This window comes from Streptomyces sp. GL_140, assembly GCF_057834465.1.
The window spans coordinates 7758782-7778153 of record NZ_CM174404.1 but is presented as its reverse complement, the minus strand read 5'-3'; the positions used below and the strand labels follow the sequence as shown (position 1 = coordinate 7778153).

At 72.3% G+C, this 19372-nt stretch carries 14 protein-coding genes; 3 read left to right on the top strand and 11 right to left on the bottom strand.

Features of this window, described 5'->3' with window-relative positions; translation table 11 throughout:
* Window positions 1-77 precede the first annotated feature (77 nt).
* The 5 genes from AC3IYJ_RS36115 to AC3IYJ_RS36095 all read right to left on the bottom strand — a co-directional run bounded on the left by AC3IYJ_RS36115 (window position 78) and on the right by AC3IYJ_RS36095 (window position 6114).
* Complete coding sequence (locus AC3IYJ_RS36115) at window positions 78-1571, bottom strand: hypothetical protein (protein ID WP_489398731.1); 1494 nt, start codon at window positions 1569-1571, stop codon at window positions 78-80.
* Window positions 1572-1617: 46 nt separating this feature from the next.
* The gene (locus AC3IYJ_RS36110; RefSeq protein ID WP_489398730.1) at window positions 1618-2835 is read right to left on the bottom strand and encodes a cytochrome P450; all 1218 of its coding nucleotides are present in this window, start codon (window positions 2833-2835) and stop codon (window positions 1618-1620) included.
* Between the two features lie 180 nt (window positions 2836-3015).
* On the bottom strand, window positions 3016-3663 hold the full coding sequence (locus AC3IYJ_RS36105; protein WP_489398729.1) for a TetR/AcrR family transcriptional regulator: 648 nt from the start codon (window positions 3661-3663) through the stop codon (window positions 3016-3018).
* A 490-nt stretch (window positions 3664-4153) separates the two neighbouring features.
* A complete protein-coding gene (locus tag AC3IYJ_RS36100) occupies window positions 4154-4831 on the bottom strand; it encodes a response regulator (RefSeq protein WP_489398728.1) in 678 nt (225 codons plus the stop codon).
* On the bottom strand, window positions 4828-6114 hold the full coding sequence (locus AC3IYJ_RS36095; protein ID WP_489398727.1) for a sensor histidine kinase: 1287 nt from the start codon (window positions 6112-6114) through the stop codon (window positions 4828-4830). Before AC3IYJ_RS36095 ends, AC3IYJ_RS36100 begins: the two co-directional genes overlap by 4 nt.
* Window positions 6115-6395: 281 nt before the next feature.
* Here AC3IYJ_RS36095 and AC3IYJ_RS36090 point away from each other — a divergent pair, with 281 nt between their 5' ends.
* Complete coding sequence (locus AC3IYJ_RS36090) at window positions 6396-8603, top strand: MMPL family transporter (protein ID WP_489398726.1); 2208 nt, start codon at window positions 6396-6398, stop codon at window positions 8601-8603.
* Window positions 8604-8694: 91 nt separating this feature from the next.
* Here AC3IYJ_RS36090 and AC3IYJ_RS36085 read toward each other — a convergent pair whose 3' ends face one another.
* The 4 genes from AC3IYJ_RS36085 to AC3IYJ_RS36070 all read right to left on the bottom strand — a co-directional run bounded on the left by AC3IYJ_RS36085 (window position 8695) and on the right by AC3IYJ_RS36070 (window position 13131).
* On the bottom strand, window positions 8695-10500 hold the full coding sequence (locus AC3IYJ_RS36085; protein WP_489398725.1) for an ABC transporter permease/substrate binding protein: 1806 nt from the start codon (window positions 10498-10500) through the stop codon (window positions 8695-8697).
* Window positions 10500-11573 carry a quaternary amine ABC transporter ATP-binding protein gene (locus AC3IYJ_RS36080; RefSeq protein WP_489398724.1) on the bottom strand — a complete coding sequence of 358 codons (1074 nt, stop codon included), beginning with the start codon at window positions 11571-11573 and terminating at the stop codon, window positions 10500-10502. The genes AC3IYJ_RS36085 and AC3IYJ_RS36080 overlap by 1 nt, the downstream gene beginning before the upstream one ends.
* 182 nt (window positions 11574-11755) lie before the next feature.
* Window positions 11756-12784 carry a SigB/SigF/SigG family RNA polymerase sigma factor gene (locus tag AC3IYJ_RS36075; protein WP_489398723.1) on the bottom strand — a complete coding sequence of 343 codons (1029 nt, stop codon included), beginning with the start codon at window positions 12782-12784 and terminating at the stop codon, window positions 11756-11758.
* A 56-nt stretch (window positions 12785-12840) separates the two neighbouring features.
* Window positions 12841-13131: a hypothetical protein gene (locus tag AC3IYJ_RS36070; protein WP_489398722.1), complete on the bottom strand. Its 291-nt coding sequence runs from the start codon at window positions 13129-13131 to the stop codon at window positions 12841-12843.
* A 188-nt stretch (window positions 13132-13319) separates the two neighbouring features.
* Here AC3IYJ_RS36070 and AC3IYJ_RS36065 point away from each other — a divergent pair, with 188 nt between their 5' ends.
* Window positions 13320-14906, top strand: coding sequence for a S8 family peptidase (locus tag AC3IYJ_RS36065; RefSeq protein ID WP_489398721.1), 1587 nt, complete (start codon window positions 13320-13322; stop codon window positions 14904-14906).
* A 91-nt stretch (window positions 14907-14997) separates the two neighbouring features.
* Here the strand turns inward: AC3IYJ_RS36065 and AC3IYJ_RS36060 are convergent, their stop codons facing one another.
* Together AC3IYJ_RS36060 and AC3IYJ_RS36055 are read right to left on the bottom strand one after the other, a co-directional pair.
* Window positions 14998-16473 (bottom strand): cellulose binding domain-containing protein, encoded by a 1476-nt coding sequence (locus tag AC3IYJ_RS36060; RefSeq protein WP_489398720.1) that lies wholly within the window; start codon window positions 16471-16473, stop codon window positions 14998-15000.
* A 26-nt stretch (window positions 16474-16499) separates the two neighbouring features.
* Window positions 16500-18077, bottom strand: a complete 1578-nt coding sequence (locus AC3IYJ_RS36055) for a beta-N-acetylhexosaminidase (RefSeq protein WP_489398719.1) — start codon at window positions 18075-18077, stop codon at window positions 16500-16502.
* A 212-nt stretch (window positions 18078-18289) separates the two neighbouring features.
* Here AC3IYJ_RS36055 and AC3IYJ_RS36050 point away from each other — a divergent pair, with 212 nt between their 5' ends.
* The gene (locus tag AC3IYJ_RS36050) at window positions 18290-19207 is read left to right on the top strand and encodes a GntR family transcriptional regulator (RefSeq protein ID WP_489398718.1); all 918 of its coding nucleotides are present in this window, start codon (window positions 18290-18292) and stop codon (window positions 19205-19207) included.
* The last annotated feature ends 165 nt before the right edge of the window (window positions 19208-19372 follow it).

The window sequence follows — 19372 nt, the reverse complement described above, 5'->3', positions numbered from 1 at the left end:
GCAACATAGCGCTCCGGACGCCCGAGATGAAGGAAGATGCTCGAAGTGGCTTATCAGCGAGCATCTTTGAGCATTAGTCAGCGAGCCTCATCGATGTAGGCATTGACCAACTCCTCCATCAGGAGAGGGTCCAGGGCTGGATTGGCCGCGGCATGACGGGCGAGATCCCCGTCCTCCAGCAGCTCTACGATCCGTGCCGCGGGCAGCTTCGGATGCCGGGCCGAGGCGGCGCGGACCTCCTCGTCGAGGTCGCGCGTGAGGCGGTCGGCGAGGGCCGGGTCCAGCTCGGGATCCCGGGCCGCGAGCGCCCGTACGGCCGGGTCCTCGTGGTCGGCGTAAACGGCCAGGCCCACGGTCGGGAAGTGCGGGCGGGTGAGCAGGTCGGCGCGGTGGTCGCCGGTGTACTCCAGGAAGCTGCGCAGCAGGAACTCCGCGGAGGCGTCGGGGTGGTTCTGCGCGAGGGTGATCCGTACGCCGAGGTCCGGGTCGGCGGCGAGCAGGTCGAGGAGGTCGGGCGGCAGGAGCCCGTCCCCGGCCGCGCGGCGGCGCAGCTCGGGGTGGGCGGAGAGCGCGTCGCTCCGGACGGCGGCCGGGTCGCGCGGCGGCGACAGCTGGTAGCACGGCCCGAAGCTCCCGCCCTCCGGCACCTCGTAGTCGATCCCGGCCCGCTCGGACTCGGTCAGCGCGGGGTGCCTGGACAGGGTGAGGCGGACCTCCGGGTCGGGGTCGACGGCGAGTGCCCGGCGCTCGGCGGGAGCGAGGTCGTCGCGTCGGGCGATGTCCTCGCGGACCTTGGGGTCCGGGTCGGCGGCGAGCAGGACCACGACATCGGGCGGCAGGCTCGGGTTGCACGCGATCATCGCCCGGTCGTCCTTGCCGACCGGGGCGGTGAGCACGGAGTCGACGACGGCGCGGGTCAGCGGCCTGTGCAACAGCAGGTGGGTGCGCGCGTGGCAGGACCGGTCCGGAAGCTCGCGCTCGTTCCACTGCGGGTCCTCGTACCGGAGACGCAGCTCGGCGGACGCGCGTACGTCCGGGTCCGGGTCGGCGAGCAGTGCGGCCCGCACCTCCGCCGACAGGGAGCTCCACGAACCCACCCCCCAGAGGCGTACCTTCGCGTCCGGGTGGGTGGGCATGGCGCGGCGCAGCCCGTCGGATATCTGACCGTAGAGGCTCCCCAGCAGCTCCCCGTCGTACGTGTTGATCATGTGGACAACCGTCGGATCGGACAGCGGTCGAGGTCGCCTGACCCAGCGGGATGCCGGTCCGTCGGCCAGATGCGCCTTGACGATGAACTCGGGGTCGTCCACCAGCCGGGCCCGCTGTGCGGGATCAGCGTGCGGGCTGGAGGCGAAGACCGCACGCGCCCGCCGGTCGGGGTGCGCGAGCAGGGCGTCCACGACGGACTCGGGCAGGTCCCGGTCACCGCACAGCGCCATCCGGGCAGCGGGCGGGCCGTCGGCGAGCAGCCGGAGCAGGAGGCTCGCCGGAGCGGCCGGATTCACCGCCAGGCCCGCGAGCCGCCGCTCCGCCGGGCCCGCTTCGTTCCAGATCTTCTCGCGTATCCACATCCGACCGACACTACTGCCAGGTCAGGCCCTTCCAAGGGGACGGGCGCTACTCAAAGCGCACCGGCAGGTACTTGACCCCGTTGATGAAGTCCGAACGCAGCCGGCGCACCTCCCCCGCCAGGCCGAAGTCGGGGTGACGGCGGAGCAGTTCCCGGATCAGAGCCTTGATCTGGGTGCGGGCGAGGCCCGCGCCGAGGCAGAAGTGGGGGCCGCCGCCGCCGAAGGTGAGGTGGTCGTTCGGGGTGCGGCGGATGTCGAAGGCGAAGGGGTCGCCGAAGACCTCTTCGTCCCGGTTGGCGGAGGTGTAGTAGGTGACCACCTTCTGTCCGGCGGCGATCGGCTGCCCGCGCAGCGAGGTGTCGCGGGTCGCGGTGCGCCGGAAGTTGTGGATCGAGCCGCCCCAGCGCAGGAACTCCTCCGTGGCCGAGGTCCACAGGAGCTCGTCCTGCGGGGCAGCGGCCAGTTCGGCGCGGGCCACCGGGTGGTCCACCAGGGCGAGCAGGGTCGCGGAGAGCAGGTTGCGGGTGGTCTCGTTGCCCGCGACGCACAGCAGCACGAAGAACATGTTGATCTCGTCCTGCGTGAGCCGGTCCCCGTCCACCTCGGCGTGGACCAGGGTCGAGAGGATGTCCTCACGGGGATGGGCCCGGCGTTCGGCGGCCAGTGCGTCGCAGTAGGCGTAGATCTCGGCGGCCGCGAGGTCGCTGTCGTGCTTGCCCGCCGAGAGCTCCGGATCCTGGCCGCCGGCCATCCGGTTGCTCCACTCGAAGATCAGCCGCTCGTCCCCCTCCGGCACGCCGACCATCTCGCAGATCGTCTGGATCGGCAGCCAGGCGGCGACCTCGGCGACGAAGTCCATGTCCCGGCCCGGGGTGACCGCCCGCTCCACCAGCGACACCGCGCGCTCCTGGATCCGGGCCGCGAGCCTTCGTACCACCCGCGGCGTGAAGCCCGCGCTGACCAGGGAGCGGTACCGGGAGTGGCGCGGGGCGTCCATGCCGAGCAGCACCAGGCGCAGGGTCTCCAGGGACTCGGGGCTCTGGTCGCGGATCATGAACGAGCCGAGTTCGGTGGACCAGAGCTCGGGGTCGCGGCTGACGGCCTTGACGTCGGCGTGGCGGGTGACGGCGTAGAAGCCGTCGTGGCGGCCGGGCACTTCGTGCCAGTGGACCGGGTCCTCGCGGCGCAGCCGGGTGAACTGCGCGTGCGGGACCTCGCGGGCCCAGGTGTCTTCCAGGAGGTCTATTTCGCCGGTGGGTGGCACGGGTGGTTCCCTTCGTCCGAGCAGGTGGGAGCGTTCCGGGACGTACGGGGCGTGCGGGCTGTGCGGGCTGTGCGGGCTGTGCGGGCTGTGCGGGCTGTGCGGGCTGTGCGAGGCCTACGGAGCCTGCGGACCGAGCGGGAGCGTGCGCGGAAGCTGTTCGGGTCTTCGGAGACGGCCGTGTCAGCCGAGGCCGAGCAGGGCGCCGAGGGCGTCGACGACGAGGGTGTCGGGGATGCCCTTCGGATCGAGCCGGTGCTGCATGGCCAGTCCGAGGAGGATGCCGAGGACCAGGGCTCCGGTCTCCTGGGGCGGCCTGGTGAGCGGGGTGCCGGTGGCCTCGGCCCAGTCGGCGAGCCCTTCGCCGAGCCGGGCGCGGACCTCGGCGTAGCGCTGCGCGAGCGGGCCGCCGATGAGGGGGCCCCGGGCGGCGTGCAGCCACAGCTCCGTCTCCAGCAGGAGCCAGGAATTGCCGCGCTCGGGGTGCGGGCGGGTGAGGCTCCCCCACATCGCGGAGAAGTGCACGGCCGGGTCACCGGCGCCGCCCGCCGCGATCTCGGCGGCCAGTTCGTCGGCGGTGCGCTCCTTCCAGACCTCCAGAAGTGCGAGGAGCAGGCCCTCCTTGCCACCGAAGTGGCTGTAGAGCGCGCCCGTGGTGCGGCCGGCCGCCTCGGCGACGGCTTCGGCGGAGACGGCGTGGAACCCCTTGCGGGCGAAGAGCTCGGCGGCCGCGTCGATGAGGCGCGAGCGGGTCTCGTGCTTGCGGTCCGCCTGAGGCGTGCGTGACGCCTGCGGCGTGCGTGACGCCTGCGGCGTGCGGTCGGGTGTCACCGGGCCTCCGGCCCTCCGGGAACTTATATCGGGCTTCCGATATAAGTTCCTCCCTCCCCGACCGGCTGTCAATCGTCCTGCGTCACGCGCGTACCCGTCCGAGGTCCCGGTGGGACGCCGCCGCCCCGCCGGCCGGCCCCACTGCCAGGATCGGCGCCGCCGGTGACGTGTGCCGGTGGCCGCAGGGGTCGAACGCCAGGACCACCGGCTGCCCGGGACGCTGACGCCAGGAAATCCTCTCGGGGGCGCTTTCGCACACCGGACAGCACGGCAGCGGGCTGTGCTCCGGACGGCACTCGGGGGCGGCCGCGAGCGGCGTGGAGTGCGGATCACGCATGGAGGCTCCCTGGTCGTGCGGTTGGGCTGCCTCGCACTGTGCCATGGACAGGCCCCTGTCCGCACGGGTGAAATTTCCGGCATTTTGGCTGGTCAGGGATGTGCGCCCGGAATCCGGCGGGCCTTTTCCCCTTTCCTCGCGGCGACTTGACGCTCAGCCGGACCCGTTCTCCACCGCCACCAGGCCCGATTCGTAGGCCGAGATGACCGCCTGCGCCCTGTCCCGTACGCCCAGCTTGGCGAAGATGCCGGTGATGTGGTTCTTGACCGTGGAGACGCTGATGTCCAGGTCTGCGGCGATCTCGGCGTTGTCGCGGCCGGTGGCCAGCAGGTGCCAGATCTCCCGCTCCCGGGGGGTCAGTTCGGCGGGGACGGCGGCGCCCGCCGGCGGCTGGCCGACCGGCCGCGCGGGGCCCCGTACGAAGGTGGAGATCAGCCGCGTCAGCAGGCGCGGCGCGACGGCGGCCTCGCCGGTGTGGACAGTTCGGATCGCGGCGATCAGCTCCTCCGGGGAGACGTCCTTCGGGAGGAACCCGTAAGCCCCGGCGCGCAGGGCCGCGACCACGTACTCGTCCATGTCGAAGGTGCTCAGGGCCAGGACCCGGCACTGCGGCACCAGCCGGGAGAGTTCCGCGGTGGCCTCGACCCCGTCGAGGACCGGCATCCGGATGTCCATGACCACCACGTCGGGGTGAAGCCGGCCCGCCAGGGCCACCGCCTCGGCGCCGTCACCGGCCTCCCCGACGACCTCGAACTCCGGGTCGGGTCCCAGGATCAGAGCCAGGCCCCGTCGTACGAGCGGCTGGTCGTCGGCGATGAGCACGCGGATCATCCGTGTTGCACCTCTTTCTCTCCCCCGGGCACGCCGACAACCGAGTCCGAGGGCACCGGAAGGCGCGCCGCGACCCGGAAGCCGCCCCCGCGCAGGGCGGCGGCCTCCAGGGTGCCGCCCTGCAGGGCGGCCCGTTCACGCATACCGATCAGACCGTACCCGGAGCGCGGCGCCGACCGCGAAGGCTCCGGCCGGCCCCCGCCGCCGTCGCCGCCGGAGCCGGTCCCGTCGTCGGTGACCTCCACCGTCACCTCGTGCGCACCGTAGATGAGCCGTACGTCGGCCCGTGCCCGGCCGGCGTGCTTGCGGGTGTTGGTCAGGGCCTCCTGCACGATCCGGAAGACCGTCAGTCCGAGCGCGGGCGGCAGCGGGCGGACCGGCCCGGCGACGGTGAACGCGGTCTCCGTCCCGGCCAGCCGGGCCTCGGCGACGATCCGGTCCAGGTCCGCGGTCCCGGGCTGCGGAGCGGCCGGCCCCCGCTCCGGTTCGGGCTCCTCCACGGCCCGCAGCACGTCGAGCAGCTGCCGCATCTCGCGCAGCGCCATGCGTCCGGAGCCCTCCAGGGTGACCAGGGCCTCGCGGGCCGCCTCGGGGTCGTGCACGAGGTTGGCCCGTGCTCCGCCCGCCATCAGCTGCATGGCCGTGACGTGGTGGGCCACGATGTCGTGCAGCTCCCGGGCGATGCGGCGGCGTTCCTCGACCACGGCCCGTTCGGCGAGCAGCGTGCGGTTGGCGTCGACCTCCTGCTGCCAGCGGTTCATGGCGATGCCGGCTCCCCCGGCGAGGACGGCCGCGACCGTGTTGCTGAGCAGCCCCCACCCGGTCTGGGCCCAGTCCCCGCTCCGCCCGACGAGCGCGAGCGGTACGGTCCCCAGGGCAGCCAGCGCGGTGACCCCGGGGGTCCGGAACCTGCCCACGGAGTAGAGGGCGATGGCGAGTCCGCCGGTGAAGTGCGGGCCCAGTGGGGTGGTCAGGTTCACGGCGCCGTCGAGGACCACGACGGCGGTGAGCACGGCCACGGGGTGGCGCCGCCGGACGAGCAGGCAGAACGAGACGAGGATCACGAGGGCGACGGCGGAGACTTCCACGGGCCGGCCGTTGTCGGTGGTCCCGAGCGAGTAGCCGAACAGGTCCACGGCTGCGGCCCCGATGGCCACCAGGGCGTCGTTGCGGGTCCAGGCGAAGGCTCCCGCCCAGTCGAAGGCGCGGATCCGGCCGAAGGCTCCGGTAGGGGCCGGGCCCCGCGCGACGGCCGGGCCGTCTCCTCGTCCGACTGCAGCCATCGTGGCCGGTCCTCCCTCGTGTCAGAGCTTCGTACGGGGCTCCGTACGGGGTACGGGGCTCCGTGGGGCTCCGTACGGGATCAAGTCTCCCATCGGACGCGCTCCCGGCCGCGGGCCCCGGGTCGGAGTCCCGACCAGGACCGGAGTCCTGGTCGGGGGCCGGTCCGGGCTCCGGGCCCGGGTGCCGGGTCCTCCCCTGTCCCGACGTCGTGGCGCGCGGCCGGTGATGGGCTTGGGAGCAGCCGGGAACCCCCGGTGCCACCCCCGTTACGGAGGCCCCCTTGATCCGCGCCCTGACCGGCTTCGCCACCCGGAGTCCATGGAAGGTCATCGCCCTATGGGCGGTGCTGGGCATAGCCCTGAGCATCCTCGGCCAGGCCCTCGTCTTCCGTGCCACCCAGGCCGGGACGGGCGGGTTCCTGCCCGCCTCCTACGATTCGGCGGCCGCGCTGAAGGTCGCCCAGGAGCACTTCGGGGTCGAACCCGACGCCAATCCGCTGACCGTGCTGGTGGCCCGCGCCGACGGGCTGCCGCTGACCGCCGAGGACGAGCGGCGGATCGACGCCGACGCCGCGGAGCTGGCCCGCCGGCGCGTGGTCATGCCCAGGACGAAGGACACGATGCCCTTCACCCGGGACCGCTCCCAGGTCCCCGCCGTCGCCCCGGCCCTGACGGCTCCCGACCGGACCTTCCGGCTGCTGTCGGTGAAGCTGGACGGAAATCCCACGGACCCCGGTATGCATGACCTCTACCGGGCCTTCCGGGACCAGACCCGGGCCGAGTTCGAGCGGTCCGGGATGCGGACCGGGTTCACCGGCGGACTGGCCGACAGCGTGGACACCGTCGACGGCTCGAAGACCCGGTCGATGATCGTGGGCCTGGCCATGGTCGCCGTGATCGTACTGCTGCACGTGCTGGTGTTCCGCAGCTTCCTTGCCGCGCTGCTGCCGCTGCTCGCGGTCACCGTGATCGGCGGAGCCGCGGCCGGGGTGGTGGTCGCCGGAGCGCTGCTCACCGGGATCGAACTCGATCCGTCCACACCGCAGTTGATCAGCGTGGTGCTGGTGGGCATCGGGATCGACTACTTTCTCTTCCTGCTGTTCCGCTTCCGCGAGCAACTGCGCACGCATCCGGGGCAGTCCGGCAGGGCCGCCGCGGCGGAGGTCGCGGGCCGGGTGGGTACGGCCATCACCTCCGCGGCGCTGACCATCGTCGCCGCGTTCTCCACCCTCGGGGTGGCCGCGTTCGGCCAGTTCCGGGTGCTCGGCCCGGCGATCGCCCTGTCCGTCCTGGTGATGCTGTTCGGCAGCCTGACCCTGATGCCGGCCGTCCTCGCCGTCAGCGGGCGCAAGATGTTCTGGCCTTCGCGCGGCCTGGACCGCAGCCCCCGCGAGGGGTCGGCCGCGCGGATGGGTGACCGGATCGCCCGCCGGCCGCTGACCCTGGTGCTCGCCTCGGTGGCCCTGCTCGGGGCCCTGTCCGCGGGGCTACTGGGGATGCGGACGGACTACGGGCAGAGCGGCGGCGGTACGGGAACTGCCGCGGCGGCCACGGCCGCGGAGATCTCCCGGGCGCTGCCGGCCGGGGTGTCGGACCCGACCAGCGTGTTCGTCACGGCCACGGACGGGGGCGCCCTGACCGCCGGGCGGCTCGACGGACTGTCCCGGGCGCTCGGCAAGGTCCCGGGCGTGGGCCAGGTGGCCCCGACGGTACTGAGCGAGGACCACCGGGCGGCCCGGATCGACCTGTTCCCGACCGCCGATCCTCACACCCAGGCCGCCCGCGACCTGGTCTCCGGCCCGATCCGCCAAGCGGTTGCCGCGCACCGGCCGGACGGCACCCGGGCTCATGTCGGGGGCACCGCGGCGGTGTTCGCGGATGTGGCGGTCGCCGTGGACAAGGACCTGAAGGTGGTCTTCCCGGTGGCGGCGGCGCTGATCGCGCTGATCCTGCTCGTGCTGCTGCGCAGCCTCCTCGCTCCGCTGGTGCTGATGGTGGCGGTCGGGCTGGGGTTCGCCGCCACGCTGGGTGCTTCGACGCTGCTGTTCCAGCACGTGCTGGACCGGCCGGGCGTGGACTTCTCGCTGCCGCTGGTGCTGTTCCTGTTCGTCGTCGCGCTGGGCACCGACTACAACATCCTGATCACGGACCGGATCAGGGAGGAGATGGAGCGGCCCGGTCCGGCCCGCGGGGCCGTGGCCCGCGCGGTCCGGCACACGGCTCCCGCCATCGCCACGGCGGGCCTGGTGCTGGCGGTGTCCTTCGGGAGCCTGGCCGCCGGGGAGGGTTCGGCCACGCGGCAGATCGGCTTCGCGACCGGGCTCGGGATCATGCTCTCGGCGTTCGTGCTGTCGATCGTGCTGGTACCGGCCCTGGCCGCGCTGCTGGGCCGGTCCCTGTGGTGGCCGGTGCGGACCCGGCCGGCCGCCGGGCGGTCCGTGCCGGAGCGGGAGCCCGAGCAGGTGGCCGAGCGGGTGGCCGCCGGCTGAGGCTCCCGGGCCGTGCGGGGGAGCGGCGCGCGAAGCTTCGTAGGGCCCGTGAGGCCCGTAGGAGCTCCTTCGCGCGCCGGCTCCCCCGCGCTCACGCCAGCTCGGCCACCTCGGGGTGGTCGGTCAGCCAGGCGCGAACGGCCTGCTGCTCCTGGCCCTTGCCGGCCTCCTGGATCTTGGCCTCCAGGCCGGTCAGCTGGGCCTCGGTCAGCTTGAACGAGCGCAGCCACTGGGCGATCTGGGGCTCGTCGGCGGCGAAGCCCTTGCGGGCGATGTTGTGGATGCCGTCGCCCTTGCCCCAGACTCCCTTGGGGTCGGCGAGCTTCGTCAGGCCGTAGGTCGAGTACGCCCAGTGCGGCGACCACAGCACGACCGCGACGGGCTCCTTCTTCTCGTAGGCGCGCTTGAGCTCGGCGAGCATGCCCGGAGTCGATCCGTCGACGACCTTGTACTCGCCGTCGAGGCCGTACTCCGGAAGGACCTTGTCCTTGAGGATGCCCATCGCGCCCGCGCTGGGCTCGATGCCGATGATCCGTCCCTTGAACTCCCCGCCCTTGCCCTTGAGGTCGTCGAGGGTCTTCACGTCCTTCATGTAGGACGGGACGGCCAGCTCGATGGAGGTGGGTCCGTACCAGGAGCCCAGGTCGTCGAGCTTGTTCCCGTACTTCTTCCAGTACTCGGCCTGCGTCACGGGCAGCCAGGAGTCGGTCTGGAAGTCGATCTGGCCGCCCGCGAGCCCGGTGAAGAGGGCTCCGAGCTCCAGCTGGCGGGCCTCGACCTTGAAGCCGCGGCGCTCCAGGAGCTCCTTCCACAGGAACGTGGAGGCGATGCCCTCGTCCCACGGGATGTAGCCGATGCTGACCGTGCGGCCCTTGCCGATGTTCTCGGCTCCCGACCCGCCGGCGGCGCTGAGCGAGGACTTCCCGGAGTCCCCGAAGACGCCGAGGCCCCCCGCGACCAGGGACAGCACGACCGCCGAGGTGACGGCGAAGACGGGCTGCGGACGGTGGCTCCACACCTTGGCGGTGCCGGTGGCGGCGGACCGCGCCTTGGCGAGGGCGCGGCGGCCGAGCGGTGAGACGTGGCGGCCGAGCGCACCGGTCATCCGGTCCAGGTACATGGCGAGGATGACGATGGAGATGCCCGCCTCGAAGCCGAGGCCGATGTCCACGCTGCCGATGGCCCGGTAGACGGCGCCGCCGAGCCCGCCCCCGCCGACCATGCCGGCGATGACGACCATGGACAGGCCGAGCATGATGACCTGGTTGATGCCCGCCATGATGGTGGGCAGGGCCAGCGGGATCTGCACCCGCACCAGGGTGTCGCGCGGGGTGGTGCCGAACGCGTCGGCGGCTTCGACGAGTTCGGAGTCGACCTGCCGGATGCCGAGCTCGGTCATCCGCACGCCGGGGGCCAGGGAGAAGATGATGGTGGCGATGATGCCGGGCACAACGCCCACCCCGAAGAAGATGATGCCGGGGATGAGGTAGACCATGGCCGGCATGGTCTGCATGAAGTCCAGAACGGGCTTCAGGACGGCGCTGACCCGGTCGGAGCGCGAGGCCCAGATGCCCAGCGGGATCGCGAAGAGCAGGGTGACCAGGGTGGCGACCAGGACCAGCGCAAGCGTGGACATGGCCTCGGGCCACAGGCCGACGGAGTCGACGAGCGCGAAGCCCGCGAAGGCGAGCAGCGCGGCGAGCAGACCGCGCAGCCACCATGCCCCGACGGCGAGGATGCCGGCCAGGAGCAGCGGGGAGGGCGCGGACAGGACGGCTTCGATGCCGTCGTAGAACCCGGTGACGACGGCGCTGATGGCGTCGAACAGCCAGGACAGGTGGCTCTGGAGGAAGTCGACTGCGCTGTCGACCCAGGCGCCCAGGTGGAGGCGGGGCATCAGGCGGCCACCTCTTCGCACGTCAGCGGGGAGCGTCGCTCGTCGCCGATGAGGGCGACGAGCTGGCCCTGCTCGACCTCGCCGACGACCGAGCCGTCGGCGCCGGTGACGGCCACGGGGTGCGGGACGCGGGCGCTGACGGCGCAAAGGTCGGCGAGCGGGGTGTCGGCGGCCACGGTCGGGCAGCCGCAGTCCGTCTGTCCCTCGGCGGCGTCCGTCATGACGGCCTCGGCGGTCAGCACGCGCGAGCGGTCCACGTCCTGGATGAAGGAGGCGACGTAGTCGTCGGCGGGACGGACGAGGATGTCCTCGGCCGTGCCCTGCTGGACGATGCGGCCGTCACGCATGACGGCGATGGAATCGCCCAGCCGCATGGCCTCGTTGAGGTCGTGGGTGATGAACACGATGGTTTTGCCGAGGCGTTGCTGGAGTTCGAGCAGCTGATCCTGCATGTCGCGGCGGATCAGCGGGTCGAGGGCGCTGAACGACTCGTCCATCAGCAGCAGATCGGCGTCGGTGGCCAGTGCGCGGGCCAGGCCCACGCGCTGCTGCATGCCGCCGGAGAGCTCGTCGGGCCAGGACTTCTCCCAGCCGCCGAGCCCGCACAGGGCCAGCGCTTCGGCCGCCCGTCGTTCGCGCTCGGCCCGGGGGACACCCTGGACCTCGAGGCCGTAGCCGGCGTTCTCCAGGACACTGCGGTGCGGGAACAGCGCGAAGTGCTGGAAGACCATGCTGATCTTGGTGGACCGGACCCGGCGCAGCTCGGCCGCGGAGAGCGCGGTGAGGTCTTCGCCGTCGAAGAGGATGCGTCCCGCGGAGGGCTCCAGCAGTCCGTTGAGCATGCGCAGCAACGTGGACTTGCCGGAACCCGACAGACCCATGACGACGAAGATCTGGCCGGGCTCGACGCGGAAGGAGGCGTCGATCACCGCGGCGGTCGTTCCCTCGGCGCGCAGTGCTTCGCGATCGGTGGCGCCGCTTTCGAGGGCGCGGACCGTCTTCTCGACGGCCGCGCCGTTGTCGGGTCCTGGACCGAACACCTTGAACACGTGCTCAGCTATGAGCGTGGACACATACACCTCACGGGTAGTACCGGGAACGGCCCACCGGCGTACCTGCGGCCGGCGGGCCGTGGAGCGCGACGGGATCCACCCGTCGCCCGCGCCCCGGCCGGTCTCGGCCGGCGGGCGGGTCCGCTCCAGCAGCGCTACTGCCCTGCCTTAACCCCTGCAAACAGTGAAGTGAGTCTTGTCACCTACGGTACGTCGCCACCCGCGCCCCCGGCTGCGCCCTCCACATCGGGTTCCACTTGCTGCGGGGCACCGGCTCCGTCCCGGTCCGGGTCGTCGAGCATGGAGGCCCGCAGGTGCGCGAGCACCCGGGTCAGGAGGCGCGACACTTGCATCTGCGAGATGCCGAGGGCGGCTCCGATCTGGGCCTGGGTGAGCTCCTCGCCGAAGCGCATGGAGAGCATCCGGCGCTCGCGGTCGGTGAGCCGGTCCAGCAGGGGCGCCAGGGTCTGGATGTCCTCGACGCGCTCCAGGGCGGGCTCCTCGGCCCCCATGGTTTCGGCGAGGGTGTTGCCTTCGGTGCGGCCGTCGGCGTGCTCGGCGTGCGGGGCGTCGAGGGAGCCGCTGGTGTGGCCGTTGGCGGCGACGATGCCCTCGATGACCTCCTCCTCGGTGAGGGAGAGGTGCGCGGCGAGGTCGGCGACGGTCGGCGGCCGGTCCAGGACCGCGGTCAGCTGCTCCTTGGCCTTCGCCAGGTCGATGCGCAGCTCCTGGAGCCGGCGCGGGACCCGTACGGCCCAGGTGGTGTCCCGGAAGTGCCGCTTGATCTCGCCGGTGATGTACGGCATGGCGAGGGAGGAGAACTCGACCTCGCGGGCCGGGTCGAACCGGTCGATGGCCTTGATCAGGCCGATGGTGCCGACCTGGAGGAGGTCTTCGAGGTCGCCGCCGTCGCCCCGGCCGCGGAAGGGGCGGACCGCGAACTGGACGAGCGAGGCGTTCATCTCCACTAGCGTGTCGCGCACGTAGCGGTGCTCGGGGGTGTCTTCGTCGAGTTCCCTCAGCCGCCGGAAGAAGAGTCTCGACAGCTCGCGCGCGTCCGCGGGGGCCACCTCGCGGGGCTCTTCGATCCGCGGGAGGGGGATCGCGGCACAGGGTCCGTCGGCGGGGGCGGCCGTCGCGGCGGCGGGTCTCCCGCCGGGGCCGCCACTGGGTCCCGAGGCGGGTCCGGTTTCGCGTCCGGCGGTATGGGAGAACTGGGCGGGCATCGGCATGGGGTCGCTCCTTGGGCTGGTCGGCTTGCGGCGCGTGACCTTGATGGTCGACCACCCTAGCCGGTTCCGCATTCCCTTCCCCAGTCCTCGGCCGCCCATTCCAACCGGCCGGGGCCGGGCCGGATTTGTGGCGGGGTCCCGTTTCGGTTGCACATCGGCCTTCCGGCCAGGAACGTGTCGGCCGTACGGCCGTAGGCGCATCGGCCGTCCGGTCGGGCCTCATCGGCGACGACGGCGATGGCTTCGGTCACCGTGCTCGTCGTGACGTCGGTCACGGTGCCGGTCGTGACGTCGGTCACGGCGGTGGTCGTGGCGTCGGTCACGGCGGTGGTGGTGGCGTCGGTCACTTCGCATCCGGCCTTCGGCGGCCGCCAGTGGATCCTTCGGAGAGGCCGGGCCGGGTCGATTCGACGGGAGAAGGGGACCTCAAAGCGGGAGGTCCGGTTCCTTCTCCTTCGCCTCGTCCGACCCGGGAGCCCCTCCTGCCTCGACCGCGCCCTTGTGGCCCCGGTCCGGCGGCCACCACCGTGGACGGATGACTTCCAGACCGCACTTACGGACACCGACTCCTAGGTACTTACGGGGCTTCGTGCCGGTCCTCGCCGCCGCGCTCCTGCTCATCGCTCCCGGCGCCGCTTCCGCCGCCGCGACGGCCGCGCCGGCCGAGGGCGTGGTCCGCTACGCCGATGCGCAGGGCGCCGTCCCCGGCAGCTACCTCGTCGTCCTCGACCCGGCCCGCGCGAGTGCCCGTACGGCACGCGGCCGGTCCGTGGTCGAAGGGTTCGGCGGCACGATCGGCCGGACCTACGACTCCGCGCTCAACGGCTTCTCCGCCCGGATGACGCAGCGCCAGGCCCGGCGGCTCGCCGCCGACCCGGCCGTCGTCGAGGTCGTGCAGAACCGGAAGGTGAGGCTCGACGCCACCCAGCCGAGCCCACCGTCGTGGGGCGTGGACCGCATCGACCAGCGGCGGTTGCCGCTGGACGACGGCTACACCTACCCGGACTCGGCCGGCCAGGGCGTGACCGCGTACGTCATCGACACCGGGATCAACATCACCCACCAGGACTTCGGCGGGCGCGCCTCGTACGGCTACGACGCCATCGACGACGACACCGAGGCCGATGACATGCACGGGCACGGCACGCACGTGGCCGGGACCCTGGTCGGCGCCACCTTCGGGGTGGCCAAGCAGGCGAAGGTGGTGGCCGTGCGGGTGCTCGACTGGAACGGCGAGGGCACCACGGAGCAGGTGGTCGCCGGGATCGACTGGGTGACCCGCAACGCGGTGAAGCCGGCCGTCGCGAACATGAGCCTGGGCAGTGACCCCGACGACGTGCTCGACGCGGCCGTCCGGGGCTCCATCGCCTCCGGCATCACCTACGCGGTGGCGGCGGGGAACCAGAACATCGACGCCTCCCAGCACTCCCCCGCCCGGGTCTCGCAGGCGATCACGGTCGGCGCGGTCAACGACCACGACGCGCGGTCCTCGTACTCCAACTTCGGCCCGCTGATGGACCTGTTCGCCCCCGGTGACTACATCACCTCGGCGGTCTACTGGGGTGACGACTGGAGCACGGTCATGTCCGGCACCTCGATGGCCACCCCGCACGTGGCCGGCGCGGCCGCGCTGTACCTGGCGGCCCACCGCACCGCCACCCCGGCGCAAGTCGCGGCCGCACTGACCTCCTCGGCTTCCACCGGGGCGGTGCTGGGTGCCGGAACGGGCTCCCCCGACCGCTCCCTCTACGTGGGCAGCGCGCCGAACCGGGTGCCCGGCAAGCGCTTCGCGAGCACCACGGACTACCCGGTCGAGGACCTGGAGACCATCGAGTCCCCGATCACGGTCAGCGGTGTCCCGGGACGGGCTCCGGCCCAGCTCGGGGTGGAGCTGTACACCGTCCACCCGAACTCGGGGACGCTGCGGGTGGATCTGATCGCGCCCGACGGGACGGTCTACCCGGTCAAGGACGAGTACACGGACTGGGGCGAGAGCGATCTCGTCGCCCTGTACTCGGTGGACGCCTCCTCGGAGACGGCCAACGGGGTATGGAAACTGCGGGTGTTCGACGCGTTCGCCGGTTACACCGGCTATCTCGACGGGTGGGCGCTGCGCTTCTGAGGTGCTGCGGCTCCGAGGCCTCCGGCCCGCCTCATGGCGGCGCGGGGCGCGGGGGGCGCGCCTCTCGGCGCACCCCCCGCTTCCGGTCGGTTCAGCTGTTCGGGACCCCGTCCTCGAAGGCCGTGCCCGCCGTGCGGTAGGCGGCCACCTTGGCGGCCACCTGGGCCGGGGTGAGGACCTGGTCCTTGACGTGCAGGACGTAGTCCACCTTCTGGTCGTAGGCGCGGGCCGCCGAACCGGGCTGGCCGTTCAGGTCGATCAGCCACTGGTTGAAGTTGATCGACATCGGCCGCTCGGGCAGGTACTTGGCGTCGTGCGTGCCGAAGACCTTGCCGTCGATGTAGTAGGTGATGGCGTTGTTGTCGATGGTGAGCACCAGGTCGTGCCAGCCCGCGTAGCTGATGCGGGACTCCGTGTGCTGGTTGACCGCCTCCCACGGATCGGGGCGGTAGGTCTCCCAGGAGGTGGTGTAGAGGATGTTCGAGGGCTCGCCCCAGCCGCCGTTGGGGAGGTACTCGAAGTCGTACTCGGCGTAGTCGTCGGCCATCGGGGCCTTGAGGTCGTTGATGGTGAAGAAGGTCTGCACGAGGTGGTCCCCGTCCGGGCCGTACTTGGGGGCGTCCGAGAACTTCACCCGGGCCGCGTAGGTGCCGTTCTTGAACTTCGTGGCCTTGGTGAGGACTTCGGTCTGCTTGGTGCTCTCGCCCGAACCGGCCGTGGAGGTCTCCATGTTCATGATGGAGTTGCCGCCCTCGGTCGCGAAGGTGACGTTCTCGGGTGACCAGGTGGCGTTCGGGACGCCGGGGCCGCCCGAGTTGGAGCGCACGCTCCAGCCGTGGGCCGCTATCGCCGGATCGGCGGACGAGGCGTAGTTGAAGTCGTCGAAGAGCGTGGCTCCGGCCGGACCCGGGTCGGTCGGGGTCGGGGTGGGCGTCGGCGTCGGATCCGTCGGGTTCGGCGTGGGGGTCGCCGTCGGGGTGGGGTCCGGGGTGTTGCCTCCGGGCGCGGCGCCCCAGACGGTGGACAAGCCCAGGCGTGCGGTCACCTTGTCCCAGTCCCCGTACGCGCTCCGCGTCCCGTCGAAGGAGTAGTCGTCGGACTGCCGCAGGGTCCTCCAGTCGGCGCGGTAGAAGCGCAGCTGCATGTCGCCGGTGTCGGCACCCGGGGCGAGGGTTCCGGCGCCGCCGGTGAAGGTGATCTCCAGGTACCGGTCGGCGGTGGCCGTGGGGGTGGCCAGGGTGCCGAAGGTGCCGGTGATGTTGGCGCAGCCCTTGACCGCCCAGGAACAGGCGTACCGGTACTGGGTGTCCGGCCCGTCGGCCTTGAAGTAGTAGCGGATCTTGACCTGGTCGAGGGAGACGGCGGCGGAGCCGTTGTTGACCACCTTGAACCAGGGCTCCACCTGGTCGGCGGTGGCTCCGGTCGCGCTGGTGCGGTACTGGACCTTGACGGAGTCGGCCGCGGCGGTCGCGGGCAGGGCCGTCAGGGCGGCCGAGCCGAGCCCGGCGGTCAGGGCGATGGCCAGGGCCGCGGCGGTACGGCGCTTGCCGGTTCGTTGGGTGCGCATGCTGCGTTCCTCTCGGGGTGGGGGGATCACGGGGTGAGCAGAGGGGACTGCGGGGATCGGCCGCGCACGCCGAGGGCGGCGAGCCGGGTCTGGTGGTGGTCCAGCCGGTGGCGGAAGTCCGGCCAGTCGCGGTGTGCCGACCAGGCCGTGTCGGCCAGGGCGCACAGCCTCGGGAAGGCGAGGTACTCGATTTCCGCCGGGGTCCGCGCGTACTCGGTCCACAGTTGGGCCTGGGTGCCGAGGACCCGGCGCGCGGCCTCGGCTTCCCAGTGCGCGGGGACCGGCTCGTTCTCGTAGGCCCCGCGCAGGTCGAGCACCCCGTCCTGGCCGCGCGGCTCGCCGGGGTCGGCGGACTGCGGGTAGTCGAGGTAGGTGGAGCGGTACGGGGCCATGACCACGTCGTGGCCGCGCAGCGCGGCGGCCCGCCCGTGTTCGGCGTCCCGCCAGGCCATGGCCGTGAAGGAGGGCGGGAGTTCGTCCCCGGTGTCGGTCCAGCCGAGCGGGCGGCGGCCGAGCCGGGCGAGGTGTGCGGCGATCTCGCCGAGGAACCAGCCGTGGAGCGCGGCCGGCCCGGACAGCCCCTCGGCGGCGATCCGCGCGCGGGCGGCCGGGGAACGTTCCCATTCCACGCGGGGGCATTCGTCGCCGCCGACGTGGACGTGGGGTCCGGGGAACACGTCCGCGACCTCGTCCAGTACCCCGCGGCAGAAGTCGAGCACCTCGTCGTGGACCCCGAAGACGTTCTCGCAGACTCCCCAGCGGGTCCACGGCTCCAGCCGGACGCCGGGCCGGTTGCCGAGCCGCGGGTAGGCGGCGAGCGCGGCGCGGGCGTGGCCGGGCATCTCGATCTCCGGGACCACGCTCACCCCGCGCCGGGCCGCGTAGGCCAGGAGTCCGGTCAGCTCCGCGCGGGTGTAGGCGCCCTGGTGCGGGATGCCGTCCCCCGCGCTCCCGCTCCGGCGGCCGCCGATCCCGGTGAGCCGGGGGTAGGCCGCGATCGGCATCCGCCAGCCCTGGTCGTCGGTGAGGTGCAGGTGCAGGACGTTGAGCTTGTGCAGGGCGAGCAGGTCCACGAAGCGGCGCAGGTACGCCACGGGCTGGAAGTGCCGGGCCACGTCCAGCATGGCTCCGCGCCAGGCGAACCTCGGCCGGTCGGTGATCCGTACGCAGGGCACCGACCAGCCCGTGGAGGGCGTACGGGGCTGCGCGCCCCCGGTGGCCGCGGCCAGGGCCTCGGGCGGCAGCAGCTGGCGCAGGGTCTGGACCCCGCGGAGCAGCCCGTCGGGGCGGGCGGCGACCAGCAGGACGGCCTCGGGGCGGACGGTGAGTTCATATCCCTCGGCGCCGAGGGCCTCCTCCCCGGGGGCCAGGTGGAAGGCGATCGGCCCGGCGGCGTCGGGCGGCAGGGGCAGCCCCGTGGCGGGGGTCAGCAGTTCGCGCAGGAGGGCGGTCGCCACCTCCGCTCCCGGTCCAGCGCGCAGTCCGGTGCGGTGGTCCAGGGTGAAGCGGCCGGGCTGGACGGTGACCGAGTCGGGGCGCGGGACGAGGCCGAGTTCGGGGTGGCGGGTGGCGGCGGCGGGCAGCACGGTGTCGGGGATCCTCACCTGGTCGCCGGTGCAACTCGCCACTGGAGCGAGCGAGTTGACCAACTTACCAATTGGTTAGCTGAGTGGCTAGAAGGTGACACGGCCCTTCGACGCCGTCAACCCCGCACGCTCAGGGAAATTTCGGCGGATGCCTCGCTTCCGCCGCTGACCGAATGGTTAGATGCATATGACCAGTTGGACAGGTGACCAGCGGGAAGGGAGGTCCGGCCATGGAGAAGGACTCAGGAGACTCGAGGGGTTCAAGGGGTTCAAGCGGTCCCACGGATTCAAGGGAGCCGAAGGACGCGAAGGACGCCAAGGACTCGTCAGGCTCGGTACTCAAGCGGGAGCGCGTCCGCGAGCACCTGCTGGGCCTCATCGACATCCGCCGACCGGGCGACGCGATCCCCTCGGAGCGCACCCTGTGCGCCACCCTGGAGGTCTCCCGCCCCACCCTGCGAGCCGCGGTCGACGAGCTCGTGGCCACGGGTGTGCTCGTACGGGAGCACGGGCGCGGAATGTTCGTCGCCCCGGCCAAGATCACCCAAGAACTGGCCTCCGACGAGGCCTCGTTCGCGATGCGCCAGGCCGCCGGCCACTGGTCCAGCCGGATCCTGGAGCACTCCACCGTCCAGGCGGGCGCCCGCATCGGCCGCCGGCTGCGGATCTCGCCGGGCGCCGAGCTGCTGTACATCGCCCGCCTGCGACTGGTCGACGGCGCCCCGATGGCGATCGAGCACCTGCACATCCCGGCCGCCCTGGTGCCCGCCCTGACCCCGGCGGAGCTGGAGGCCGGCGACCTCTACGAGCACCTGCGCAACCACCACGGCGTGTACGTGCACGAGGCGCAGCAGTCCATCGAACCGACCGTGGTGAACGAGGCGGAGGCGGGCCTGCTGGACGTCCCGCTGCTCTCGCCCGCCCTGCTCATCGAGCGGCTCACCACCGACTCCACCGGCCGCCCGGTGGAGTACGTGCACTCCGTCTACCGGGGCGACCGCTACCGGATCGTCTCGCGCCTGGCCCTGGGCGTACCCCCGGGCGCCGGCCGGCCGGGCGGCCACCACCCGGGGATCCCGCCCGGCGACCTGGGCCGCCGGGCCGTCATCACCTCGACCACGACGGGGGACGTCCACACCGGCCCGTGAGGGTCGCGGCCGACCGCGCCGAAACCCAGGGCCTGCCGCAGGCCATCGCCTCGAATTGATCATGTGACGTGACGTCAATTCTGGTCATTTGCAGGTCAGTTCGAGTCAAACACCAGTCCGACCACGGATCCAGGCACTGACAGGGGCCTCCCTGGCAGGCACGAT